General features: G+C 40.9%; 24 protein-coding genes. 10 read left to right on the top strand and 14 right to left on the bottom strand.

Features of this window, described 5'->3' with window-relative positions; translation table 11 throughout:
• Positions 1-20 precede the first annotated feature (20 nt).
• From J2746_RS05135 to J2746_RS05125, 3 genes are all read left to right on the top strand, one after another.
• Positions 21-1,730: a glutamate--tRNA ligase gene (locus tag J2746_RS05135; protein WP_209617254.1), complete on the top strand. Its 1,710-nt coding sequence runs from the start codon at positions 21-23 to the stop codon at positions 1,728-1,730.
• A 98-nt stretch (positions 1,731-1,828) separates the two neighbouring features.
• Positions 1,829-2,809, top strand: a complete 981-nt coding sequence (locus tag J2746_RS05130; protein WP_209617252.1) for a YbgA family protein — start codon at positions 1,829-1,831, stop codon at positions 2,807-2,809.
• A gap of 102 nt (positions 2,810-2,911) precedes the next feature.
• A complete protein-coding gene (locus tag J2746_RS05125) occupies positions 2,912-3,151 on the top strand; it encodes a hypothetical protein (protein ID WP_342451795.1) in 240 nt (79 codons plus the stop codon).
• Between the two features lie 85 nt (positions 3,152-3,236).
• On the opposite strand, the gene J2746_RS05120 is transcribed toward J2746_RS05125, so the two are convergent.
• A complete protein-coding gene (locus J2746_RS05120) occupies positions 3,237-3,827 on the bottom strand; it encodes a 30S ribosomal protein S3ae (protein WP_209617249.1) in 591 nt (196 codons plus the stop codon).
• Positions 3,828-4,135: 308 nt separating this feature from the next.
• Between J2746_RS05120 and thiM the strand changes: the two genes are divergently transcribed.
• The 4 genes from thiM (at position 4,136) to J2746_RS14645 (ending at position 6,254) form a co-directional block, all read left to right on the top strand.
• Positions 4,136-4,921 (top strand): hydroxyethylthiazole kinase, encoded by a 786-nt coding sequence (gene thiM, locus J2746_RS05115; RefSeq protein WP_209617246.1) that lies wholly within the window; start codon positions 4,136-4,138, stop codon positions 4,919-4,921.
• 5 nt (positions 4,922-4,926) lie between these two features.
• Entirely contained in the window at positions 4,927-5,577 is a 651-nt protein-coding gene (gene thiE, locus J2746_RS05110) for a thiamine phosphate synthase (protein ID WP_209617243.1), read from the top strand.
• A gap of 182 nt (positions 5,578-5,759) precedes the next feature.
• The gene (locus J2746_RS14650; protein ID WP_245249991.1) at positions 5,760-5,972 is read left to right on the top strand and encodes a hypothetical protein; all 213 of its coding nucleotides are present in this window, start codon (positions 5,760-5,762) and stop codon (positions 5,970-5,972) included.
• Between the two features lie 60 nt (positions 5,973-6,032).
• On the top strand, positions 6,033-6,254 hold the full coding sequence (locus tag J2746_RS14645) for a hypothetical protein (protein WP_245249990.1): 222 nt from the start codon (positions 6,033-6,035) through the stop codon (positions 6,252-6,254).
• A 50-nt stretch (positions 6,255-6,304) separates the two neighbouring features.
• Here J2746_RS14645 and J2746_RS05100 read toward each other — a convergent pair whose 3' ends face one another.
• Positions 6,305-7,876, bottom strand: coding sequence for a serine--tRNA ligase (locus J2746_RS05100; protein ID WP_245249989.1), 1,572 nt, complete (start codon positions 7,874-7,876; stop codon positions 6,305-6,307).
• Positions 7,877-8,082: 206 nt separating this feature from the next.
• Here J2746_RS05100 and J2746_RS05095 point away from each other — a divergent pair, with 206 nt between their 5' ends.
• Both J2746_RS05095 and J2746_RS05090 read left to right on the top strand, forming a co-directional pair.
• Positions 8,083-9,012, top strand: a complete 930-nt coding sequence (locus J2746_RS05095; RefSeq protein WP_209617241.1) for a ketopantoate reductase family protein — start codon at positions 8,083-8,085, stop codon at positions 9,010-9,012.
• A gap of 45 nt (positions 9,013-9,057) precedes the next feature.
• Positions 9,058-9,627 carry a uracil-DNA glycosylase gene (locus J2746_RS05090; protein ID WP_209617238.1) on the top strand — a complete coding sequence of 190 codons (570 nt, stop codon included), beginning with the start codon at positions 9,058-9,060 and terminating at the stop codon, positions 9,625-9,627.
• A 20-nt stretch (positions 9,628-9,647) separates the two neighbouring features.
• On the opposite strand, the gene J2746_RS05085 is transcribed toward J2746_RS05090, so the two are convergent.
• The 12 genes from J2746_RS05085 to hisS all read right to left on the bottom strand — a co-directional run bounded on the left by J2746_RS05085 (position 9,648) and on the right by hisS (position 21,767).
• The gene (locus tag J2746_RS05085) at positions 9,648-9,881 is read right to left on the bottom strand and encodes a KEOPS complex subunit Pcc1 (protein WP_209617235.1); all 234 of its coding nucleotides are present in this window, start codon (positions 9,879-9,881) and stop codon (positions 9,648-9,650) included.
• Complete coding sequence (gene recJ / locus J2746_RS05080; protein WP_209617232.1) at positions 9,878-11,218, bottom strand: RecJ family nuclease; 1,341 nt, start codon at positions 11,216-11,218, stop codon at positions 9,878-9,880. Before recJ ends, J2746_RS05085 begins: the two co-directional genes overlap by 4 nt.
• A gap of 31 nt (positions 11,219-11,249) precedes the next feature.
• Entirely contained in the window at positions 11,250-12,458 is a 1,209-nt protein-coding gene (gene glmU / locus J2746_RS05075; protein ID WP_209617229.1) for a bifunctional sugar-1-phosphate nucleotidylyltransferase/acetyltransferase, read from the bottom strand.
• Positions 12,455-13,756 (bottom strand): phosphoglucosamine mutase, encoded by a 1,302-nt coding sequence (gene glmM / locus J2746_RS05070; protein ID WP_209617226.1) that lies wholly within the window; start codon positions 13,754-13,756, stop codon positions 12,455-12,457. The genes glmU (J2746_RS05075) and glmM overlap by 4 nt, the downstream gene beginning before the upstream one ends.
• 27 nt (positions 13,757-13,783) lie before the next feature.
• Positions 13,784-15,613 carry a glutamine--fructose-6-phosphate transaminase (isomerizing) gene (gene glmS, locus J2746_RS05065; protein ID WP_209617224.1) on the bottom strand — a complete coding sequence of 610 codons (1,830 nt, stop codon included), beginning with the start codon at positions 15,611-15,613 and terminating at the stop codon, positions 13,784-13,786.
• 9 nt (positions 15,614-15,622) lie between these two features.
• Positions 15,623-16,840 (bottom strand): bifunctional sugar-1-phosphate nucleotidylyltransferase/acetyltransferase, encoded by a 1,218-nt coding sequence (gene glmU / locus J2746_RS05060; RefSeq protein ID WP_209617221.1) that lies wholly within the window; start codon positions 16,838-16,840, stop codon positions 15,623-15,625.
• A gap of 186 nt (positions 16,841-17,026) precedes the next feature.
• Positions 17,027-17,485: a 30S ribosomal protein S15 gene (locus J2746_RS05055; RefSeq protein ID WP_209617218.1), complete on the bottom strand. Its 459-nt coding sequence runs from the start codon at positions 17,483-17,485 to the stop codon at positions 17,027-17,029.
• A 230-nt stretch (positions 17,486-17,715) separates the two neighbouring features.
• Positions 17,716-18,924: a DUF7284 family protein gene (locus J2746_RS05050; protein ID WP_209617215.1), complete on the bottom strand. Its 1,209-nt coding sequence runs from the start codon at positions 18,922-18,924 to the stop codon at positions 17,716-17,718.
• Between the two features lie 9 nt (positions 18,925-18,933).
• A complete protein-coding gene (locus J2746_RS05045; RefSeq protein WP_209617212.1) occupies positions 18,934-19,434 on the bottom strand; it encodes a hypothetical protein in 501 nt (166 codons plus the stop codon).
• Complete coding sequence (locus tag J2746_RS05040; RefSeq protein ID WP_209617209.1) at positions 19,415-20,044, bottom strand: hypothetical protein; 630 nt, start codon at positions 20,042-20,044, stop codon at positions 19,415-19,417. The genes J2746_RS05045 and J2746_RS05040 overlap by 20 nt, the downstream gene beginning before the upstream one ends.
• On the bottom strand, positions 20,044-20,535 hold the full coding sequence (locus tag J2746_RS05035; protein ID WP_209617206.1) for a hypothetical protein: 492 nt from the start codon (positions 20,533-20,535) through the stop codon (positions 20,044-20,046). Before J2746_RS05035 ends, J2746_RS05040 begins: the two co-directional genes overlap by 1 nt.
• Positions 20,532-21,767, bottom strand: coding sequence for a histidine--tRNA ligase (gene hisS / locus J2746_RS05030; RefSeq protein WP_209617203.1), 1,236 nt, complete (start codon positions 21,765-21,767; stop codon positions 20,532-20,534). Before hisS ends, J2746_RS05035 begins: the two co-directional genes overlap by 4 nt.
• A 272-nt stretch (positions 21,768-22,039) precedes the next feature.
• Here hisS and J2746_RS05025 point away from each other — a divergent pair, with 272 nt between their 5' ends.
• Entirely contained in the window at positions 22,040-26,086 is a 4,047-nt protein-coding gene (locus J2746_RS05025; RefSeq protein ID WP_209617200.1) for a DUF7286 family protein, read from the top strand.
• Positions 26,087-26,094: the final 8 nt, after the last annotated feature.

Below are 26,094 nucleotides of genomic sequence, written 5' to 3'. Positions count from 1 at the left end.
TTTGATTCCGGAGATCTATAATGACTTTAACTAACGACGATAAAAAGACTATAGAAAAATACGCTTTGCAGAATGCTGTTAAATACGGCCAGGCACCGCAAATGGGTGCTGTCATGGGTCGTGTTATGGGTGAATGTGCTCACCTGCGTCCAATGGCAAAGGAAGTGGGACCTGTGATCCAGGAGATCCTTGCAGAGGTAGCAAAAGAAACCCCTGAACAGTGGCAGTCCCGCCTTGAGGCTCTTGCTCCTGAACTTATTGAGGAGCTCAATACAAAGAAGGAACCCGACAAGGGTCTGAAAGGGCTTGATGTTGAAGAAGGACAGCAGGTTGTTATGCGTTTTGCACCAAATCCGAATGGTCCACCAACTCTTGGAAGCACACGTGGTATCGTTGTTAATTCCGAATATGTGAAGAAATATGGTGGCAAGTTCATCATACGTTTCGATGACACTGATCCACAGACAAAGCGTCCTATGCTTGAAGCATACGACTGGTATGTTGATGACTGTAAGTGGCTCGATGCAGACCCTGATGAGGTTGTCATTGCGTCAGACAGGATGCCAATCTATTACGATTACGCACGCAAGCTCATAGAGATGGGTAAAGCCTACGTATGTTTCTGTGACGGTGCGGATTTCAAGAAATTCAAGGATGCTAAGGAAGCATGTCCTCACAGGAATGTAAGTCCTGAAGATAATATGGTTCACTGGGAAAAGATGGTTGCCGGAGAATATGAGGAAAAGTCTGCCGTTCTTCGTATAAAGACCGATGTTACCCATAAGGACCCTGCACTTCGTGATTTCGGAGCATTCAGGATTGTTAAGGTGCCCCACCCACGCCCGGAAGTGGATAACAAATATTGTGTCTGGCCTTTGCTTGACTTTGAGGGTGCGATTGAGGACCATGAACTCGGAATGACTCATATTATCAGGGGCAAGGACCTGATGGACAGTGAGAAACGCCAGACCTTCATTTATAATTATCTTGGTTGGGAATATCCGAAAACAACTCACTGGGGTCGTGTGAAGATGCACGAGTTCGGTAAGTTCAGCACAAGCGGACTTCGTAAAGCCATTGAGGATGGCGAATATTCAGGCTGGGACGACCCACGTCTTCCAACACTGAGAGCACTCCGCAGGAGAGGAATTCTTCCAGAGGCCATTCGTAAGTTCTTCATCGAAATGGGTGTTGGAGAGACCGATATCAGCATCAGTATGGATACTCTTTATGCAGAGAACCGTAAACTTGTTGACCCCGTGGCAAACAGGTATTTCTTTGTCTGGGATCCAGTTGAGATCGAGATAACAGATACTGAACCATGCACCGTAAATCCTTCACTTCATCCAACAGAAGACAGGGGATGCCGTGAGATCGAAGTTACTGATAAGGTCTGCATATGCAAAGAAGATGCTGACAAGTTAGAAGCAGGCTCAAAGATCAGGCTCAAGGACCTTTACAATGTAGAGGTAACTTCCACAGAACCTCTTCAGGCAAAATATCTCAATGATTCAATTGAATCCGTGAAGAAGGAAAAGATGAGAATCATCCACTGGGCTCCAAAAGATGGTGTTCCTGTAAAGGTATTATCTCCTGATGGAGAGTCTACCGGTATCGGTGAAAAGCAGGTTACAACCGAGCTGGATAAGATCGTGCAGTTCGAGAGATTCGGTTTCTGCCGTATCGATTCTGTAGATGGTGAAGTAGTGGCTTATTATACACATAAATAATACTCAAATGGGGATTTTTAATTCCCATAACTTTCTGTTTCTCATTTTTGTAGTTCTTATCCAAAAAGTCTTTTTTACATTCCACTGTTTTACTTAGCATGGAATCTCATCCCAAATGCAGTTTTTCACGTCCGGTAATTGTGATAAGCAGATGTCTTGGATTTGATCACTGCCGATATGATGGAAAAATAGTCCAATTTCCTTTAGGAGAAATCATGAAACCTTTCGTTGAATTTGTTGATGTATGTCCTGAGTATGATATTGGTCTCGGGATTCCAAGGGAACCCATACGCATAGTTGAGAAAGTTGAAGGTGATAGCAGGAAACTGATACAACCGTCAACAGGACTCGATCTGACTGATAAGATGGATTTGTTTTCCCGCTTTTACCTTGAAAAACTGGATGATTTCCATGGATTCATTCTAAAATCCAAATCTCCCTCATGTGGCGTTGGCACTACAAAAACATTCCTGAATTCAGATGCAGATGAATTTATTCATCATGAAGGGAATGGATTATTTGCAGAAACAGTGCTTCAAAATTATCCTGGCATTCCGGTCATCGATGAAGAACAGATCAAAGACCCTATAAAAAGAGATCACTTTCTTACGCAGATATTTGTACTGGCATCTTTCAGAGATTCATCCGTTTCATGCAAACTTCATTCACTTGTTGAATTTCATACTGCAAACAAGCTGCTCTTCATGGCCTATAACAAACAGATGATGACTACCATGGGTAATATTGTTGCAAACAGGGATGGACTTCCGGCTGAGAAAGTCTATGAGGATTACACTGAGCTTTTAATACAGATATTATCCCAAGTTCCGCAAAGTGGTTCTCTTATCAATGCTTTCATGCATGCGTTCGGTTATTTTTCAAGACATCTCAGTGCTGCTGAAAAATTCGGATTCATGCAGCAATTGCAAAAGTTACGTACAGACGTCTCGGCAATATTTGAACTGAGGAAATGGTTCATTTCTATGTCAGAAAAATATGATGTGGAATATCTTTTAAAGCAAACATTTTTCTGTCCTTATCCATTGGAATTATCTTTGCTTAAAAGACACTCTAATTAAATTCATATATATTCTGTCTGAATCAGATAGTTTGATATGTTTTGAGCATCCATATTCTATTGTCGGTACACTGCATGTGGGGAATCAGAAGGAGATGCTATCGTGGAAGACAATGATGATATAGAATTTAAAGATGTTCAGGAATCTGATGACGACAAAAACCTGATACAAGTTTGTCCTGTATGCGGCAGTCCTGACCTCTATTACGAGGCAGGTGGGGTGGAAGGTCTTTACCACTGCAAGTACTGCGGTTATATTGGTGGTTTTGTAATCGATGCAAATCCAAGAATGATGAAGCTCATACGTGATGAGTACGAAAGCAAAGCACGTATTTCTGAATAACTAAAGCTATGCTTCCTGAGTTCAATCAGCCAATAAAAAGATATATTCAGGTGGCATAGGCCACCTATTGTTTTAAGTTTTAAAATTAAGCTTTTGTAGGAACAGACAATACTTCTGTCTTTCTGATCTCTACTCTTCTGAGTGGATAGATTGACTTTGCGTTCCTGTAGATGTTTGCGGAAAGCTTGCCCATGATGGCTTCTTCGATGAACTGCTCAAAGTTAAGCTCTGCTGCACGTTCCTCGGCAATCTTGGTCATTACTTCCCTGATACCTTTGATCTGGCTGCTTCTTGCTCTTTTGACGGTGAATGCTATAGGTTTGACCCTGATAACATATCCATCCTTTGTTGTAACATCAAGGTTTGAGTCAATTCTTGATGTCTGACGCTTTACGATAGAACGAAGGTAATCTGTTGTTATCTCGTGACCAAGGAATCTTGTATTTGCAATGTCACCGCTTACATCGTTGATCTCGAGTCTGATCTTTGTGTTGTGCTTTGTGAAATCGTTAGCAATTTCTCCAACAGTGGTCTCAACTACACGACCTATGAGCTGTTCAGGCTCCTCTGCAGGTGTAACACCAATGTTTGACCTGCTAATGAATTCAGGTGTTTCTACGTTGTACCATGTTTTTGACTTCCATTTGTCTAACTTTCTCTGCACTTTCCTTGCCAAGTAATAATTCCTCCGAATGAGTGTGATTTAATAATTAATTTAGTGAAATTGTAATCTGTAATTGTTCAACTAGCTATCTTATAATTATGAAATAGTGTATGCACTGATAAATTGGCTCTCTATAGTATGCATATCTATATATAAATAGATCGGTTCAGGCTGTTCCGGGAAGTGAAATATACAGTATTAGAAATCATCAAGAGAATACGTTGCTGACAAAAAGTATTTTATTAATTAATACTTCTCTTAGTCATTCACAATTGTAAATTCGTCAATTGATTTTCAGTGACATAAAGGGGACATAAGATATGAATCTTCCACTTAAAACGGTCAGGGATACAAAACCACTGGTTCATCACATCACTAACTGGGTAACGATATATGACTGTGCTAATATGACAAGAGCTTTTGGTGCCCTGCCCGTAATGGCACATGCTCCACAGGAAGCTGCAGAGATGACAGGTATTGCATCAGCATTGGTTCTCAATATCGGCACCCTCACAAAAGAGTTGATAGATGCAATGCTGATCTCAGCCCGGGCTGCAAATGAGAAAAAGATCCCGGTTGTACTTGATGCTGTTGGTGTCGGTGCCACAAAGTTCCGTGATGAGATGGCAGCAAAAATACTTGATTCTGTCAACGTGAATATTATCAAAGGTAATTATTCCGAGATAGCCAAACTTGCCGGGGAGAATGCACAGACCAGAGGTGTAGAAGCAACATCTATTGATGCTGATCCTAAAAAAGTGGCAAAAGATTTTGCAGCGTCCAGGTCCTGTGTTGTAGTTATGACCGGGGCGGAAGACATCATCAGCGATGGAAAAAAGACATTTGTTGTAAAGAATGGCCATGAATCCATGGGTCTTATTGTTGGTACCGGATGTATGGCAGCATCAGTTATCGGTTCATTTGCTGCTGTAAATGAAGACTACTGTGACGCTGCAAAAGATGCTCTCTGCTATTTCGGGATTGCCGGAGAACTCGCAGCTGAAAAGTCAGAAGGTCCGGGAACATTCAAGATGTATTTCTATGATGAGGTTTTCAACCTTGCAGATGAAAAAGCACAGTCCATGATGAACTCCGAAGAGTGCTGAAATCTATGAATGACAAAAGATCATTGCTGGATGAAATTAATTTCTATCTTGTAACAGATTCCGGTCTGTCCAGAAAAGGTACTCTGTCAGATGTGGAAAAAGCTGTTGCTGCAGGATGCAGGATCATACAGTATCGTGAAAAGTCCATCAGTACAAAAGCCATGATCCTTGAAGCCGCTAGAATCAAAGAAATATGCGGAAACAAGGCAATTTTCCTTGTGAATGACCGTGTGGATGTTGCTTTAGCAGTGGATGCAGATGGTGTGCACATCGGACAGGATGACATGCCAATAGATATTGCCAGAGAAATTCTTGGACCAGACAAGATCATTGGTCTCACAGTTCACAATGTCGAGGAAGCACTTGAAGCAGAACGAATGGATGCTGATTATGTAGGTCTCAGTCCAATCTTCAACACTTCCACTAAAATGGATGCAGGGAATGGCATCGGTCCGGAAAGCATCCGTCCTGTTAAAGATGCCATCAAAATTCCTGTTGTAGCTATAGGTGGCATCAATAAAAAGAATTGTGAAAGTGTTATCCTTGGAGGAGCTGACAGTCTGGTTGCTATTTCTGCTGTTGTTTGTGGCGATGATGTGGAAAAGGAAACCAGGGATTTCATAGATTTGATTAACAGATCCAAGTCTCTTAGGTAAATGCTCATTTTTCATTTTTTAATATATATTTTCATTTTTAACTATATTTATAAAACTAATTGGTATACAGTTTTGAACACTTTTTTGCTGTTGAAAATTTGAATCAAAATGTTTGTATACAATATTCCTAATCATCCATATATATTTATAAATTTATACTATAATCTATATGGGGAATTATTTTGCCAGCGATAAAAGATAAAGTAACACTTGAAAAAATGCTTCAACGCATGTATTGGATAGAAGCGGAAATGGAGCAACTTGGCACCTGGGAAGCACGCATTGAAATGATGGATGAGAATGTTGCTGCACTTGAAACATTATCCCATGATTCCGATAGACATGGTGACATCATGAAAAAATGGCTTGTAAAAAGTGAGATTTCGGTGCCTTAGGAAGCACCTCACGGTCTTCCTAAACATATATTTGATTTTGCTGGAGTTTCAAGCCATGAAATGTTCAAGACTATAATGAAATATGAAATACTGGCAATGAATGCCTACAAAGATATGAAGAATACAAATCCTGAAGTATTAAATGAAGTATTTCCCGATGAAAATGATGTGAAGGAATTCCTTGCTGATATGGAACAACTGATTAAAGATGAGGAAATGCATGCAGGCATCTGCAAAAAACAGGTAGGTGGTTATACAACAGTAATGTATAACAAAAAATAATGCTTTTTTCTAAAGTATGGGGGATAATCCCCCACAAATAAAATAGGATTTTACAGGAACTTAATTCCTCTTGGAATCTCTCCTGCTCTTTTCCTGAATTCCTCAGGCCAGTTCTCAGGGTCAATTCCTTTCTGTGCAAAGAAGGCGGAAGCCCATCTTTCAAGTCCCACACCGGAACATCCGGACCAGAGCTCCTCACCGGACTGGCACTTTACATTGAATCCTGATGGATACTTGTTTCCGTTCACACTGACATTCTGGAATTCAAGCCACTCAGCATCCTCGCCGCGGTAAGGAAGCACCGCTTCATAATCGGTTGTACCTGCTTCTGTCTGCTCGGAAACTCCTGTGAGCCCTTCCTGTGCCATGAACCATGGAGTTACCCACGCTTTTCTCCATTCAAGATCAAGGATCTCATTGAAAATGTGCATGTATTTCTCATGGAGTTCATTTGCAGTCTTGATTACCTGCTCCTTATTTCCTACCCAGAGAATCTCGATTCTGTGGAACTCGTCAACACGTTCCATACCATGGATTCCACCACTCTCATACCTGTGTGAAGTTCCTGACCTGTCAAACACCTTTATCGGGAACTCATCTGTTGGAACAGTCTCACCCTGCAGGTATGTCCAGAAAGGAGGACACTGTGCGTAGCACATTCCACCGATTGGCTCACCAATTTTTTCCTTTATGAGTTCAGTTGGGACTTCAAGTGTTACCTTGTAATGGTCAATAACTTCCTCCCAGAACTCAGGATCTCTTGTCTTTGGAGGACAGACATAGTAAATCTCAGGATAAACGCCCTTTGCGTGTCCCGATTTCTGCCAGACTTCCCATGGAACAAGTTTCGGAAAGATCATTTCTCTGTATCCAAGTGGCTCAAGCAGTTCCTCAAGGACGATTCTCTCAAATGTCCTGAACATCCTTGTGGACTGCGGACCATGTATCCACTGACCTCTGCTGGCACCTCTCTTAAGCCAGCCTGCTTCCATCATTGCCTTGGTTGGGTCTTCGTTGAACTTGTGATCTTTCTTCTCACTCTGCCAGAGGATGTTCCAGTGCTCAGTCTTTCCACCATAGGACTGCTGCTCTATCTTGTCCTCCATAAGGGAAAGGATCCTGTCAGGAACACGATTTGACATTGCAGACTCATCAACATCAAGAACCAGCTTGAGAATTCCATCTGTATAGGTCATTTTTGAAACATAAGGTATCTTCATTGGAGGAAGTTCTTGCTCAGAGGGAACTTCAATTGTGAATGAATCAACCTCTATTCCACGAATACCTATCTTGAATTCCTTTCCAATCTTTCCTGCAAGAGGTTTTCTCATACGAAGCAGTGCATCATGCACACGCAAATGCCTTCCAGATTCAATGGTCAGTTTTATCCTGTCAGCTTGAACACTCCATGCAGTGACCTTTGCACCCTGGCCTTCAGGAGCTCCTTTTGTAAGAATGGTTTTGTTAGCCTCTTCAATATATGCACCGACAACATCAGTTGCTTTGTCGGCATCTGCGCTTGTCTTAAGTGAACACTCCAGTTTGAATTTGAAGTCAATTGCAATTCCTGCACCCTCCGGTCTATCTGCCGGACAGCATTCATCTCTTTTCTTTGCTTCCATAGATTTCCATTCCTCTGTATGATTATGATATGTAGTAATGAAGCAGTGATAACTGCTTTTTGTGAACATAAAGTGTTATTTCCAGCTCTCTGGATACTTTATGCATGATGTATCTTTTGCTAATTAAGAGCTTCTCTTAATTGGTTATGCTCCAAGAGTTATTCTTTTAATGGAAAAAAACATCTAAGGCAAAAAAGAGGTGCTCTATGAAAGTCCTGATATTAGGTGCAGGAGCAGTGGGTCTGACCCTTGCTGCAAAATTATCTTCTGTTTGTGATGTACATGCGGTCTGTCGCCGGAGACATGCTGATAAAATAAATTCAGATGGATTTAAAATGACAGGCATCTGGGGAGAAGCAAACTGTAAATTCAGTTGTTCTGACGATGCCCCTGAAGATGATTATGATTACATATTCATTACTTCTAAGTCCACATCAACAGAATCTATCTGCGAACAATTTGCCGATATTATCAAAGACAGAGAAGTTATCAGCATGCAGAACGGTCTTGGTAATGAGGAGATCATTGCCAAATACACTGACAAAGTAATAGGAGGCACCATAATTACTGGTTTTGAATGGGCAGGCGATGCACAGATACATGTGTCTGTAGAAACTGGACCAATGAACCTTGGAAGATTCCCTTCAGGACTTGATGACAGCGTAATCGAAATTGTTGAATTAGTAAAAAGTGCAGGCATTCAGGTTAGCGGATCAGAGAACATAATGAGTTCTGTATGGTCCAAGGTCCTGTACAATTCCGCCCTCAACCCCCTTGGTGCGGTCATGGGAGTTCCATACGGAAAACTAGAAAATTCACATGCATGGAGTATTATTGAGAACATCGTTCAGGAAGCATTTATGGTAACTGAAGCAGAAGGTGTTGTACTTCCATGGAAAACAGCAGAAGAATACCTTGCTTTCCTCCATGATTTCCAGCTACCTAATACTGCCGAACATCATTCATCCATGTACCAGGATATCACTTCCGGCAGAAAAACTGAGATAGATTTCCTCAACGGTGCGATAGTATCAAGGGCTAAGAAACTTGGAATTGATGCACCATACAATACATTCATTTCAGAGCAGATTCGTTTCATGGAAGCATTGCAGGCAGAAAAACTGAAACAGGAATAACAAAGTTGGAATTAATATTGAAACTAAGATTGGAACAGTGATCATATGGAAGTCAGATCAGTGAGTGAACTTGTAGCACAGGGATTTGAAGCTGTTGAAAAAGAAATACTTGAGTGTACTGACTGCCAGCTTCATGAAACAATCACCAATAAAGTGATCAGCAAAGGTTCAAGAACTCCAAGAGTTGTTTTTGTTGGCGAGGCACCCGGGAAGAATGAAGATGAAACCGGTGTTCCATTCTGCGGAAGAGCAGGCAAGAACCTTGATGGCATGATCGAGTACATGGGACTTTCAGATGACGACTATGCTGTTATAAACACTATCAAATGCCGTCCTCCTAAAAATCGTAATCCTCTCAAAAGCGAGATTAAAGCCTGTAAACCATTTCTGGAGGCACAAATACAACTTCTAAATCCAAAAGTAATCATACTTCTTGGAAACACTGCTGAAAAAGCATTTTGTGACGGTGAAAAGCTTGAATGGGGAGTTCCAAAAGCAGTGAATGGAAAATACACTCTTCTGAAAATATACCATCCGGCAGCACTTATTTATCAGCGTTCAAGAATTGAGGAACAAAATACTCTGATTGATAATAACAGGCATCTGTGGGAATAAAAAAGGGCCATTAATCAAATTTACTCTTCAAGGTCTTCTGCTATCTCTTCTGCGAGTTTTGCATTCATCAGAAGGTCGTCTACTGTGGCAATGAGTGAAGTTATCTTTTCTGTAGAAATATGAATACATACACTGTCATCCTTGACTTCAGTATGCATATTGGTCAGGTTATCAGGAGCCAGTGAATTTGCAATTCTCTTTGCCACCTGCATGGCACCTTCATCTTTGAATTCAATAGTTGTAGTAATTTTCATTCAGTCGACTCCTGCTTTGGGAGTTGTTCTGCAACTATCTCATCAACTTTAGCAATGAACTGATCGGCAGTTCCCGGTGGGATTGATGCACCGGATGCCACATTGTGTCCGCCGCCTTCTCCCCCAACAGACTTTGCAGCCTCGCGGAGTGCAAATGAAAGATCAAGTCCTTCCTCCACAAGTGCCCGGGTGCCCCTTGCGGAAACTTTTACAAGCTCATCAACCTGGTTCACTGCAACAAAAGGCATCTGAGGATTCACATACCTGACAAAAGTGCTGGCAATCATACCTGTGGATTCCATGTTTTCTCCTATCATGTAACCAATACTGTTGCCTTCTTTGACGAGTTCCATGCCTTTTTTGACATTCTCAACAATTGACTTCTGGTGAGCAACTGCCATTTCCATTGCTTCTTCCAGATATGTCTTATCCTTCAGGCAGATGGAAAGTCCCATGCCATATTTTTCAGCCTTGCCACAGGTATTGAGAATTGCAACAAGGTCGTAGACATTGGAAACAATCTCATTGTTCAGTATGTAAACATCACCGATTGCAGCATCCACAGCTTCAGGACTTGCATTCTTTGCAAGTTTTAGTGCAATTGCGGAAGTAAGTGCTTTTGTCTGGTCAGGATTCAGGTCTTCGATATTCCCTTCAATTCCAAGGAAATCCAGGAACTGGGCTATCTTTTCACTGTCACCGGTTATGTCAAGATAAGGTTCTGGAGTGTACTCAAGAACCTTTGCAATATCTCCATCACCAATTTTCAGTCCTTTCCTTACTGAAACCACTTCAGCATTAACAGCCTCCTCAAGAATATGGCCGTTAAGGGTGCTGAAAATCTGCTTGTCACCCACAGCACCTGCGATGGCAAGTCCCGAAAGGTCAACATTTGCAGGTTCCATTTCCATTGCCACAAAAAAAGTAACTCCTGAGCCGGATATGTGCATTGCACCGTCAATTCCCACAATATGCGGATTTACCAGCACCTTTGCAGGAGATTCACCTACGGGAACGTGGTGGTCAAGTACAACGATATCCTGCTTGATTTCGGAGATTATGTCTGACTGGCCGCTGCCCATATCACAGAAAATAACAAGGTCATCGTCTGCTGTGGTTTCCTTTACCATTTCAACTACAGACTTATCGAGACGTGGAACAATGGATGTGTGATAACGGATGTCCTGCCTTAAAAGAGCCTGGCAGATAATACCGGCTGATGTCAGTCCGTCGGCATCATTATGGGAAATTACACGTACATGTTCGTATTTCTCAATTACATCTGCAGCTTCCCGTGCCAGTTCCTTGAGTTTTTGCATCTCGATATTTAAGTTCATCCGAATCTCCGAATTAAGATAGAAGCGAGCCTTAATTAGTTTTTCTTCTGTACATCAGAACTTCGCCGGGCATGGTTGAACTTCCGGCTTCCATCACAGTACCGATGTTGATACTGGTATTGATGCCAGTATGCACATCATCGCCCATAATAACACCGAGTTTCCTTCTTCCGGTATCCACAATCTTGCCCTTGACAACAGACTTCACATTTTTATTGTCGTGTCTGAGGTTTGCAACCTTTGTACCTGCACCGAAATTACAGTTTGTTCCTATGACGCTGTCACCAACATAACTGAGGTGACCGATATTTGTACCATTCATTATTACACAGTTTTTTATCTCAACTGCATTTCCAATGCGTACGCCATTACCAACTGCAGTTGAAGGTCTGATAAAGCAGTTTGGGCCAATATCACAGTCATCACCAATAATGACCGGACCCATGATGTATGCGCCGTTTCTAATAATGGAATTCTTTCCAACCTTCACATTACCATGCAATGTTGCATAGGGTTCGATTGTTCCTTCACAGCTATTATCGATATTCTCGAGCAGAACCTTGTTTGCGTCCAGAATATCCCATGGTCTGCCAATGTCGATCCACTCGGTTTCCAGAACTTCATAACCAACATTGAGACCATCATCAATCATCATTTGAAGAGAGTCAGTAATTTCATATTCTCCCCTTGATGATTTGCCTGTTTTTGCAATGTAATCGAAAATTGCTTCATGGAAAAGGTATATCCCTGCATTTGCAAGGTTTGTTGGTGGGTTTTTAGGTTTCTCAATGATGCGTGTTACTTTCTCCCCATCAGTTTCAATAACTCCGAACTGGGAAGGATTTTCCACTTTCTTGACACTGATAATCGCATCTTCTGGCCTTGATACAAGATGAGCTATATGTTCCGTGCTGACAAGCATGTCTCCGTTGAGCACAATGAAGTGACCTTTCACAAAGTCTTTTGCACAACCAATGGCATTTGAAGTTCCAAGCTGCTCTTCCTGACGCACGTACTCAACACTAATTCCAAGGTGACTGCCGTCTTTGAAATAATCCTTAATTGCATCCTCACGGTAACCTGTAACAATCAGAAATTCCTTCACGCCGGCATCGATTGCTGCGTTAATGGTATGCTCCATCATTGGTTTGTTTGCTATTGGAAGCATTACTTTTGGTTTTGAAACTGTTAAAGGTCTCATACGTGTGCCTTCACCGGCAGCCAGAATTACTACTTTCATTTGAGGCACTCCTTTACAATATTCTCAACTTTGGCATGTAGTTCTTCAACATTCTGTCTGGCTTCAGCAGTAACTCTTATCTTCGCCTCGGTTCCCGATGGCCTGACAAGGACCCAGCCACCTTCCATATCAACCCTGATACCATCTATGCTGGAAACTTCACCCATGCTTTCAAGTTTAGAGCTGACAGCCTTCATTACAGCAGACTTCTTATTATTGTCACATGCAACCGTACTTCTGAGTGTCGGATACTTCGGAAGTTCATCCCGCAGTTCTGAGAGTTTCTTTTCCTTCACAATATCAACAAGCAGGGCTGCAGCATAAATTCCATCAGGACAGTAGGAGATTCTGGGGAAAATCCAGCTTCCTGAAGGTTCGCCTCCAAAATCAGCCTTGAGTTTCTTCATTTCCTCGGCAACATAAACGTCTCCAACCCTTGTATGAACAACAGTGGAACCGGGCATGGAATCATCAACTATCATTGATGTGTCAACGGGAACAACTATCTTAGGGTTGCCTTTACACTCAAAGCGTGCAAAAATTGCAAGCATCTCATCACCGGAAAGGAAGTTACCATTCTCATCAACAGCCATCATCCTGTCAGCATCACCATCATGGGCAATACCAAGGGCTGCATCGAATTCCTTTACTGCTTTTTTCAGCATCCAGAGATTATCCTCTTTTGGCTCGGGGTTACGTGCAGGGAAATGACCGTCAAGCTGGGAATTAAGAGTGATGACTTCGCACCCCATTTCGCGTAAAAGGAATGGAGTAATTGTACCACCTGCACCGCCTCCGCAATCAATTACAACACGTATTGGTGCACCTGTGGAATTGCTGAGTATCATATCCATGTGATCCCTTACGGCATTTCCGTATGTAGTGATCTCACCAACCTCATTCCAGGGAACATAAACAAAATCCTCTTTCTCGATGATATTCTCAATCTCTTCCTGCTGGGTTGAATCAAACGCCATTCCATCAGGGTTCCAGAGTTTGATCCCGACATCTGTTGCAGGGTTATGTGATGCAGTGATCATTACACCGCAATCGTAATTCCTCGCTGCGTATGCAAGTGTTGGGGTTGTTACAAGGCCAACTCTCACAACATCACAGCCTGCAGACATCAGACCGGAAATTACTGCAAGTTCTATCATTTCCCCTGCTACCCTTGGGTCTCTGCCTATAACAGCAGTCTTCTTTGATTTTCCAAGAGCCATTCCAACTTTCAGTGCCAGGTCTACGGTAACTTCCACATTTGCAAGTCCGCGGATACCTGAAGAACCAAATAACTTCATTTGCTATCCTCTCTAAAAATAAAATGATTATTCTACAGTCACACTCTTTGCAAGGTTCCTTGGTTTGTCAATGGAACAGTCTTTTGCAAGTGCTGTATAATATGAAAGCAACTGCAGCGCTACCGATGAAAGTACAGGTGACAGTAGTTCATGTGCAGGTGGCACACGTATAACTTCATCCACATACTTTTCAATTTCTGTATCATCATCATCTGCCACTGCAATAACTGTTGCATTACGTGCCTTTACTTCCTTGATATTGCTCAGTATCTTCTCGTAAGTGTGACCTTTTGTGGCTATTGCCACAACCGGGGTCTCATCTGTGATTAAAGCCAGTGGACCATGTTTGAGTTCACCTGCTGCGTAACCTTCAGCATGAATATATGATATTTCTTTAAGCTTCAGAGCACCTTCCAGAGCTACCGGGAAATTCAGGTAACGGCCGATGAAGAAGTAATCTCTTTTGTCAGCGAACTGCACGGCACATTCGTTAATTGCATTCTTCCTGCCGAGTACTTTCTGTATCTGGCCTGGAAGCTTTTTAATTCCAACTATCAGGTCTTTTGCTTCGTTGGCACTGATAACTCCTCGTGTCCTTCCAAGATTGATCGCAAGCATGTAAAGTGCCATAAGCTGGGCTGTGAATGTTTTTGTTGCAGCAACACCAATCTCAGGTCCGGCTCTTGTGTAAAGCACACTGTCCGATTCCCTTGTAATTGTGCTTCCAACTACGTTTGTAATTGCAATACTACGACACCCGTATGAACTTGAACTCCTGACTGCTGCAAGAGTATCAGCAGTTTCACCGGATTGAGTGATTGCAATGGTAAGTTCCTCTCCGCAAAGAACCGGATTACTGTATCTGAACTCGGATGCAGTTTCAACATCCGTATGCAGACCTGCAAGTTTTTCAAACAGGTATTTTCCAAGAATGCCGGCATTCCATGAAGTTCCACAGGCAATTATTGTGGCTCTTCTGAGTCTTTTTATTTCATCTGGTTTAAGATATATCTCATCAAGCGTGACAGTTCCCTCGAGTTCAGAAAGCTTGCCTGCAAATGTGTTCTGTATTGAAGTTGGCTGCTCGTGTATCTCTTTGAGCATGAAGTGTTCATAACCTGCTTTTTCTGCCGCTTCAAGGTCCCATTCTATTGTTTCAGTGTCTCTTGAAACTGTGTTTCCTTCAATGTCATAGATCTCTATTGAATCAGGTCTTAGAAGACCGACCTCATTATCATTTATGAAAAGAACCTCTTTTGTGTGCTTCAAAAAAGCTGTAACATCAGATGCAGCATAGTTGCTGCCATTTCCAATTCCTATTACAAGAGGGCTATCCTTTCTTGCAAATGCTATTAAACCCGGTTCGTTGTTACATAAAGCAGCAATGGCGTATGATCCGTCAAGTTCCTTTACGGTTTTAGTAAGACCATCCAGAAGACACATTTCACTATCACAACTCATGTTGAAATGCAAAAGATGTGCAATTACCTCGGTGTCAGTATCTGAATTGAATTCATATCCCTGTTCTATCAGTCTTTCTTTGAGTTCCAGGTAATTTTCAATTATACCGTTGTGTACTACTGATATGTCTGATGAATTGTGAGGGTGGGCATTTCTGGTTTCCGGTTTTCCGTGAGTGGCCCATCTGGTGTGTCCGATTCCCACAGTTCCTGATACGTTTTCCGGGATTACTCCCTCGAGGTCATTTATTCGACCTGCAATCTTGAAAGTTTCAAGTTTTTCATTAAAAACAGTTACACCGGCAGAATCATAACCTCTGTATTCCAGCATTTTGAGTGAATCCAGCAATACAGGTGCAGCCTGTTCATTTCCAATATAGCCAACTATTCCGCACATTTACTCACCTTATTTTATCAGTGCATTTGTTGGTACATCTTCAGATATCGTTTTTCCGGAGCTGATACGGCAGTTCGACGAAACCATCTTTCCGGCATGAACAAGCACATTTCCACCGATATCAGTATCATCACCAATGACAGTTCCAAGTTTTTCAGCTTCATGAAGCTCATTTTCCAGAATTATATGTAGTTCCTCACCTTCTTCAGTAATGAAATTAGGTCCTGTTGAAACATTGCTCCCTATCACAGAGCTGGATATGTTGTTATGAGTATTTATACGAATATCGTTCATCAGGATACTGTTCTTGATATATGAGAACGAAGCGATTGACACGTTATTACCAATACTTGTGGAAGGCAATATAACCACATTTGGTCCGATATCACAGTTATCACCAATAATCACGGGTCCCACAATGTATGATCCCGATCTGATGGTTGTGTTGCTACCGATGGAAACATCTCCTTTTATGCTGACACCATCTTCAATCCTTGATTTTGAAATGTCAGTTTCGAAGTCTCCGAGAACGATTGTGTTGGCTTCCAGCAGGTTCCATGAATAAGCTGCATCAAGCCACTCTGCATTAGTCACTGCTGTTGTCACAGGCCTTCCATCATTGATCATCATTTGAAGAGTATCTGTAATTGCATATTCGCCAGTTGTTGATATGGCTGTCATTTCGATCATATTAAAAATATCACTTTTGAACAGGTAAATACCTGTATTGATAAGGTGACTTACAAGTGTCTTTGGTTTTTCAATGATCTCAACAACTTTCTTTCCTTTGGCAACTATTACTCCATAACCACTGACATTGTCTTTTTTACAAGTGAGCAATGTGGCGTCACCTTCCTCACCACTTATCAGATCTGCAATGGAATCAGGTCCGATTATGTTGTCTCCATTTACAACAACAAACTTCTCCTCATCCTGTCCTATCAGATCACGTGCCTGAAGAATTGCATGTGCTGTTCCTATCTGTGCTTTTTGTTCCACGTACTCAATTTTAACACCAAAATCTATTCCGTCTTCAAAATAGTCCATGATGCGTTCTTTTTTATAACCGACAACAAGAATAATCTCTTTTATATCATTCTTTACAAGAGCATTTATGATATGTTCAAGGATTGGTTTATTTGCCACCGGAAGCATTACTTTTGATCTTGTAAGTGTGAGGGGCCGGCATCGTTTTCCTTCGCCGGCTGCAAGTATGACAGCTTTCATGGCATATAATGCTCTTTAAAACAATTTATAAGTTACCTTCATAAGTGTTTTAGATAAATATAGATTTCTATTTAAGAATTACTCCGTGTTAATACAGCTACCGCTAAAAAAACTTATATTTTTAAAAAGAGAAAAGTTGTGTTTGACCAGCTGGCCAAACAAGTTTTTGAACAATCTAAAATGTGCTTATCTGGTAATCAGCATCTCAGCTGTTTCTGGTTTGTATTTCCAGTCAGCTGGAAGGACCTTTGTGGACTGGTAATATTTAACCAATCTTCTGATTTTTGATTCAACATTCTGGAGAGAACGTTTGTTGTGTACATCCTTGTGGTTGTAGCCCATGTGTTTTCTCATGCCGATTGCTTTTACAATAAGATTGTAGAGATCTTCTGGTACAGCGAAACTCTCACCATTTTCCTTAAGGATTTTTGTGATCTTCTTTCCGGTTGCCACCTTGACGTCAGGTACACCATACTTGTCCCTGAGGATCATTCCTATCTCGCTTGTGCTTATGCCCTGCTTCCAGAGATCAGCAACTACCTCGGTTACTTCATCTCCGGTCATTGTTGACCATGAAGGTGTTTCTGTACGAAGTGGTTTTGTAGGTCCGGCACTTCCTTTCCTACGGGTGTGCATTTTTGCCATTAGCATCCTCCTGATAATTATAATTCGATTTTTGATTTGATTTAATATTCTATATTGAATTTAGATAGAATCCAATATAGTTTAGATGTTTTGATCCTTATCGAACTCTTGAACTTGGGAGTTGGTCCGATAAAATATTACTGTGATTGGCGAAGTGCTACTTATGAAGAGCATCATCTCATATATATGTTATGATTGATTGAATAGCGATTTTCATGAATTTAACTCTCTCACCAAATCATGAGAATTACGTCTGCACCGCCGGAATTTGAATTTCTGTATATCTTTGAAAGTTGTGTATTTGCAAGTTCAATTCTGTTACTGCCGTCTGATGCATTACATATCTGTGCAACAGTCCGGTTGATATTATCATTCTGGACGTGTAATATATGCTCTGATATCTGCTTAGTATTTTTCTTTTTGATAAGATCATGTACCATATCCACAATATCCAGACCGATGCTTTGTTCTTCAGGTGTCATTTCAACATTAAGTCCATACAGGTCTTTTACAGTGTAGTTCATGCATCCGAGAGCACCCTTGATGACGGGACTACTGTAATTTGCATTATCAGGTCCTGCAATGCATGCAAGTTGCTCACTATCTATGGATATTTCAGTTCCATTTAATGATGACAGGTATTCATATGGGAATACAATTTCCGTGATAATCTCGGAAGCTCCTTCTGATGCTATAACAATACTTGAATAGAACATATCATGAAGTTCTTTATCTGGGTCAGATGAGTTTAAAGCAGCACATATACTACTTTCATTCACTGGTCCATATATGTCATTTTTAGTAGTTGTGTACGTCACAGGCAGTGATATTCTGACTTTTTGCTTAACGGCATTTTCCGGAGCATTTCCACCTATAATAATATCACTTTGAATGTTATATCCAGATACGGGTTGCCAGTGTGCTTCAAACCTGTAATTATATCTCTGTCCTATGGTTCTTTCAAGGTGTTCTTCTATTGCCTTTCCGGTCTCAATGTTCTGCATCTTTGTCATGGGGTTGAGATGCTTTTCAGTGCCATTCTGATCAATAACCAAACCCAGGACCAGTCCTTCAGCAACAAGGTCGGAAAAAGTTCTATGTTTTTGTTCTTTTGCAAACAGAGTTTTTTCAGCATTCTCGATTATGGAATCTTCCGACAAATTAACTTCAATCCCTGTAAGTTCTGCAGGTTTAACTGTATATTCAAAATCCTGAACAGTACTGCTCATGATCGTGCTCATTAGTTTTGTATCTATGTCCTGTGCAGACGTATAGGATGCGGAACGATACTGTTCATCTGCTGCAATGGAAGGAAAAAGGATTGCTGCAGATATGGATACAAGTATAAGAAACAAAATTGCATCTATGCTGGTAGAAAATCCCCTGTCATCATCTATGATCTTCATATCTTCCTGAACTTCCCGTTTTTTGATTTTCATGATTGATTCTCAGTTCCATCTGTTCTGTATAACTTTCACAGTTAGTGTTCCAGGTTCACAGCGAGCATTACTTCCAAGTTCAATAACAACAGGTACAGATGCAGCTATTACATCTCTACCACCTAATGTGGTGTTTCCATTGTTTATGGTCCAGTGGTAGTTTCCATTATCTGTTCGTGCCTCGACATAGAATTCAAGATTAGATGAAAATCTGTGGAAGAATATGTAATTTGATTGTGAATTCTGTGAAGGGTCTGCCAGCGTATCCAGCATCTGTGCGGAAACAAGCTCTTGTCTGCTTCCCTGAAGTGGAGGATATGATGCAATATCATTTGCTATCATGGCAGCCTGTTCATAGTTTTCAAGTGCCTGGGAATTGTCGTTGAATGCTATGAATGTCTTTGAAAGAATAGCAGCAAATACAACAAAACCAATGACAACAAGAGTTGTGGCTATTATATCGTTATTAGGTTCAAGAAGTGCTTTCTCATCATTGGTAAACGAGGACATATTCAAGCTCGTTCACCTCTCTTCCGTCTGCAACAAATACCGTTGTTCTCTTAATGTAAAGCTCTTTACTTGTATTCAGATAGAGCTCTTCATTTCCCTTGTTGGCAAGAAGGTCAGTTACATCAGTGTATGAAAATTCTGAGTTTATCGGTTGGTTGATGTTTCCATCTGCACCGAAGCTGCCTGTGAGTATATTGCACAAGTCCTGAGGATTCAGAGTGAGTGTTCTGTAACTTAGCTGCCTGGCTGCTGTAATATCCTGGCCGTTATCTTTGAGTGTACAGAAAACGTACTCACTGCTGATCGATATGTTCAGGTCGTTTCGTCTGCTTAATTTTAGTTCATAGTTTTCAGTATCCAATTCTAGGCAAGCGGTCGACCTATCAGAATGTGCCGAGCCTATTGAATCTATATTTGAAGCAATGTCCGCGGCTATTATCTCGACTTCATCCTTTTTTACAAGACTTGAATAGCTGCCCGCAAAAGTATAAACCGCCATGAGTATTATCACGGTGGCCAGAATAAGTGCCGTTTTTGATAGCAACAAGTCTGCCCATGCAGAATCATCTGAGACAAGATGATGGGTGATAACTTCTTTTCGTTTTTTCATTATATCTGCGACTTATCATGAAGTATAATAAAAATTTTTCCATTTTGATCGCGGACACTTTCAAGAGTCAATACATGTGGTCCGGGACTGAGGATAAAACAGCTATCTAATGTCTGATTAGAATAGGATGCAGACGATTCTCCAATTGTCTGCTTTCCATTTATTTCAAAATAATAATTCTCAGAATCTGAAGGCCATGAGTTTCTACTTTCAGGAATTGCTCCAAATGTAATCTCAACACCAGAAGGAACATTCACATCAATTGTGACAATGCTACCTGCACCTTTGGATGACATTTGTTCTGCATTTGATTCTATTTCAGAAATAATCGCTTTGGTGGTGTATGTTTCCTCACTTTCAATCAGGGAAGAAACTGCACCTGTCATTAGAATAAGCAGTGCTCCTATTGCTATAACAGCAACCACTATTCTCATAGGGAGGGCATCTGCTGCCCTCTCATTTTTCAGAAAATTTCTGGAAAAGTCAATCATTTGTTTGTGATTTTTGTAATGACCTCATCGAGACTCAGAAGTTCCTGATTACCGCTTGCCATGTCCTTTAACATGACCTTTCCGGCTTCAACTTCCTTCTCACCAATGATGATAACATGCTTTGCACCAATGTTATTGGCATATGATAATTGAGCCTTGAAGTTCCTCTTCATCAGGTCATTGTATACTGTTATGTGTTTTCTGAGTTCGTTGGCTGCTTTTATTGCATCAAGACGTGTGCTGTCCTTTGCAATTATCACGACTGGTACATCATCAGGTGATTCAAGCTCACACACTTCCATTATCCTGTCAAACCCAAGGCCGAAACCTGTTGACGGAACATCTCCGCCACCGAAAAGCTGGATAAGCTGGTATGAACCGCCACCGCAAACCTGGTTCTGTGCCCCGAGTCCTTCTGCATAGATCTCGAAAACGGTTCCTGTGTAATAATCAAGTCCCCTGGCAATTCCAAAGTTAATTGTGTAGTCCACACCGTAGGCATCCAGCATAGTAAGAAGGTCCTGGAAATCATCTATTTCAGGAAGATCTCCCAGAATATTCCTTGCTTTTGTAATTGCATCATTGCCGGTTAGTGATATAAGTTCAATTAATTTCATACGAAGATCAGCAGGAGCATCGATATCCTCTAAGAAGTTGTCAAGTCCGTCGTAATCTTTCTTGTCAACAAGCCTCATGATCTTGCTCTGGTTTTCAGCTTCCAGAACACTGAGGAGGTGTCTGATGACACCAAGATTATTCACGTTCAGGTCACCTTTGATACCAACAGATTTGAGCATCTCTGTTGCAAGGGCAATTATTTCGGCATCAGCATCCATTTTCCTGCTGCCAATAAGTTCTACACCAAACTGCCAGAATTCTCTGAAGCGTCCTTTTTGTGGTCTCTCATATCTGAAGCAGTTCTCAAAGTAGAATAACTTTAAAGGCTGCTGTTGTGCCTGCATTTCATTGACATACATCCTCATAACAGGTGCAGTAAGCTCGGGGCGCAGTGTCATTTCCCTGTCACCTTTGTCTGTGAAGTTGTAAAGTTCTCCTATTATACCTTCGCCTGATTTTAGCGTAAAGAGTTCCAGATTCTCAAATGTAGGTGTAATTATCTCATTGAATCCCCAGTTCTTTACTACCTGACGCAGTATGCCTTCTACATATCTTCTTTTCTTTGTGTCCTCAGGGAGGAAATCACGTGTTCCTCGTGGTTTAGTGATCTTCATTTTGTGTCAACCTGATAATTGTGAATTGTAAATATTGAATGCTCGAATTATGTCTGCTAGTATAAATGTAGTATATTTTACAGTTTCGATTAGTTCTTACAGGCACAATGACTATTTCTTATTATTGAATAATTGTGTTTTCTTTATTTTATTCATAAATGAATATTGCTTATTTGTTATAATTTTTAACTTAAAAAAGAACAAAATAACAAAGTTTAAATATTCTTCTTTCGTGCAATGTCTCGCTTACAAAATCAGAAAAAGGTAAGTCTATGATATACGATCCCGCAAATAAAAAACGTAGCTTTAGCCAGGATACCCGGGCTTATATTCCTTTTGCGGTGATCGGTATATTCATTTTACTTTTTGCTGTGATGGCATCTATATACCTGACAAAGACCGACTATGCACTTGCAGAAGTGATACATAACACGGACACAAGAGATATGGAAAAAACTGCAGTGGAGTTTGCTTCATCTGATCTTGCCAGATGTCTAAATTATGCAGGCATGGAAGCCCTTGCGTGGCAGGGTAAGCATCCTGTCATTAAACCCGAGGACCTTACATACGAACCAATGGATTCCGACGGTTTTTCCATAGAACCGATTAACAGAAATGCAGAACCCGGAGACAATATAAATGTAAGTGTCACTTTGCCTTCAGATGTTTTCGAGGCTATATCCTGTCTGTTTTCCGATAAATCAAGAACCTTGATACTTAAAAGTGGTTCTGGAACAATTTATCATTCCATATCCTACAACGAAACTCATTCTTTTTGGACATTTTCAGAATTTGAAGAAGAATTAAGAATACCTGTAAATGCAGAATACGGATATGCCTATCTTTTTTTAGAGTATGATGGTGAGGAGAAAGCAGTCAACTGGTTCCACGTTGGAAGCAGTCCCCTGAAAGACATAACGGCTGAATATTTCAACGAATATCTCAGCACATCATATCAGGAAAATCAGCATACTTTCAACAATTATGCTATTAACATTGATCCCGTTGTATCTCCTTCGCAAATAAAAATTGATAAAATAAACGGTACACTTAAAAGAGAAATTAGCCGCTCTCCCTCAGATGATCGGAGATATCCGATTTATTATACTATGACCGTTGAAAGTCTCAATTATACTCTTGTTGATCTCACAAGTAATACTTCCACAACTAGTTCTATGAATGTGAGTGCTCACATAACTTCCAGAGAACCGTTACTTGAAGAACTGATGAATGAGTATGAAAGCGAATTGAATGGTGGGATTACATCAGACATTGTACTTGGAGCTACCAATATCAGGACTTTTATCTATGGTCCGTGGCAGTATTATCTGAACGGGCCCCTTAACATCGTAACCGGACCATCGCTCTCAGCTTCTGTGAATTCAGGTACTCTTTACACACAGAAACGTGTGTTCGACTCAGTAGACCCCTGGGCTCTAACCTATACCACATATTACAACGGTAAAGTTCTCTTTGATGATGTCAAAAAAGGTACAAGTTCGTATGAAGATGATTCCAGTAAAAATCTCAGTACAACGTATGATGCCCTGTCAAGTGATGGAAGTTTCAATATAAGTGTGGCACAGGGTGTTAATGAATCCATGAAGGAAGCCAATACCACCATGGAAGAGGTTACTGATAATTCAAAGATTGTTGTTTCTGTTTCTAATTTCACCAATGAGGTTTACAGTAATTGGGTCTATAATGATGCTGATGTGTGGAGCAATGATTATCCTGACCTGCTGCACGATGTGACCCATGAAGTGTACAGCGGTACAGTACAGGGTCAGGTTTTCAGGGATGGATTTGATTCTGCGGTTCCTTATGGATTATGGAGTGGTTCTACAACATATGATTCTGTATCTTATGAAGAGCTCAATAAACTACGAAGAAGGGCTAAATATGTAACATGGCGCAGCCATTATCCAATATCAATTTCACATACATCTGCTCTGGGGACTGATTATACAATGACTGATGTCATTGATGTAAATCACAAGGTTTATGTGAAACCGTTTGATGGAACGCCTTACAGGTGGGAATTCAGGTCGGTGAATGTTAAACTCTTGTCTAGTAATGTCAGATGTACTGATATTGATGTAACTTACAATTACATAGGTAATGACAAACTGCTAAATTCTGAATTTACAGACGGCTATCTATCTTTTGAGAATCATAGTTTTGATTGGGAAATTACCTATGATGTCAAGTTTCAGATTGATAGCGATTGGGAAATCAGTTATCCCTATTATTGGTATGAAGCTGTCGGAACGAATCTTGTGACTCATTATAATTCAAGTACAAAATCTGTACATTTGTCGACTAGCCCTGCTATTTCCCACACAGAAACAGAAACTGAACACATCAGTGTCGTTTACCATCAATATCTCCCTTCAGGTGGTTACATTGGAGAAGATGCCATTTACGATTCAGGAAGTTCCAATGATTACAGGAATACAACTGTTATCATCAATGGAATACAGCAATATGATCCCGGATGCAGTGATGCAGCCGATAAGTATCGCTCTCAGTATGTGAATCTGGTTGAGATTGAAAAAGGTTACAACACTTACAGTGACAGAACTTACCTCTCCGATGAGAAAGTCTATTGCGATATTCCTTCATGGCTTCAGAAGAACATGAGCCAGGAAATGGAAAACATGTTCGATGCCATAAATTTCGATAATCCTACAAGGGAAGTGTCCCTGCTTGGGGAGAATCTGGGAAAGAATCCAACTACATTGGTCCAGGAAGCTTCACTTGAGCTTGCTGATGAAATGAAAGCTTTCTCTAAACGAGATTCTTTCATTGAACAATCTCAATATCTGGAGTCCGGACAGTTCAGTACAAGCAGTGCTGCATGTCGTGCAATCTCAAAGAATGAGGCTTATGACCGTTTGCTCAGGGAACTCAAGGAACGGAACAAAGAGATTGAGGATTCATTTGAGTCTTACATCGATGAATCTTTTGAGAAAGAACAGGGATATTCTCTTCTTGATCTTGTCAGTAACAAAGTATCCACGGATGTTATCTTCAACAACCCTGCCATAGATAAAGCTTCAACCGCACTGGCTGATGAAATGGGTATTATTGAAACAATAGAAGTTGTGGGAATGCCAAACAGCAAGTACAACTGGACAGAGAATATGACCCTCGTGGTAGATCAGTATCCTGATTATCTCTACCATGACCCGGAGTTCGATATGCAAAGCCAGTACAAATGGGAGGATGCAACAGGGAAATCTGTCTATCCGCTGGCTGTTAGAAATGTTTGTGTGTTCTCCACCGGCATAGGTGATGATATTGCAGGAATGCTCTCAGGTGCATCCGAACCTCTGAAAGATATGATTTCTCAATCCATGAGCCAGAGTATCTCAGATGCGAATGCTGAGATTGATTCCCTGCTTGCAGACCTGGCAGATGATAGTACGGAACTTGTTACGAACGGAGTCTCAACAGATACTACTCTCATTGAACAGAACCGCAGTAAAATGATGGATGAATACAGCCGCAGAATCAGGGAACAGGTTCCCGGAACGATTGCTGATGAGATTTCCAGCGACCCGGTTCTAAGCACCTGGATCAGCAAAGAGGACGTGACATCAATCACAGACTCCTATCTTGATTCACTTTCCGATGAGGAAATAGTGGATTTAGCTGCTGACAACACATTACAGGATGAAATTCTATATCGCATCAGTCTGAAGATACAACACGACAATCCAACAATAGATTCTGATGAAATGGATGCAGTTCTTTATCGTCTTGAAGCTGACCTGCGTATAGGAGTATCAGAAGGTATCTGTAAGTCCATTGAACTCTGCCAGGAAACCATCGACCAGTGTTTTGAGAACATCAACAATGAGTTACAAAACAAACTGGACGAATCAACTGAGAAACTAACAGGCCAGCTTGCCGAAAAGATTGAAAAGAGGCTGGAAAGGTCTATGAAATATGTTCCATGTGGTCTGCCTGTGATTCCACCAAATTGGGTGTGCACTGTGAATGTATGGGAGTATGATGTGAAAGGTGTTTATCAAGAGTTTGAAGTTATTGATAATGATAATGAGTGTATTTTCAATTCTTATTTTGGACATGATGCGCAGAGTTATGTTAGGAAAAACGAGAGAATTATTCATCCTACTAAAAGAGATGAAAATGGAAATTTGATTGCTATTGGAAGAAACCAAGAAGTAACATTTGATTTTTCAGGTTATGCAGCAACTATAGTAGGACCTGGTCCAAAAGGCGTTGGAGATAAATTAGGTGAAAGGGATGAAAAGTCCTTTGCATATGATGATTTTGAATTACAGTTTTGAGGAAAGAA

Source organism: Methanolobus bombayensis (assembly GCF_017873415.1).
Taxonomy (GTDB): domain Archaea; phylum Halobacteriota; class Methanosarcinia; order Methanosarcinales; family Methanosarcinaceae; genus Methanolobus; species Methanolobus bombayensis.
The sequence above is the reverse complement of the archived record's forward strand: the minus strand, read 5'-3'. Positions and strand labels throughout refer to the sequence as shown.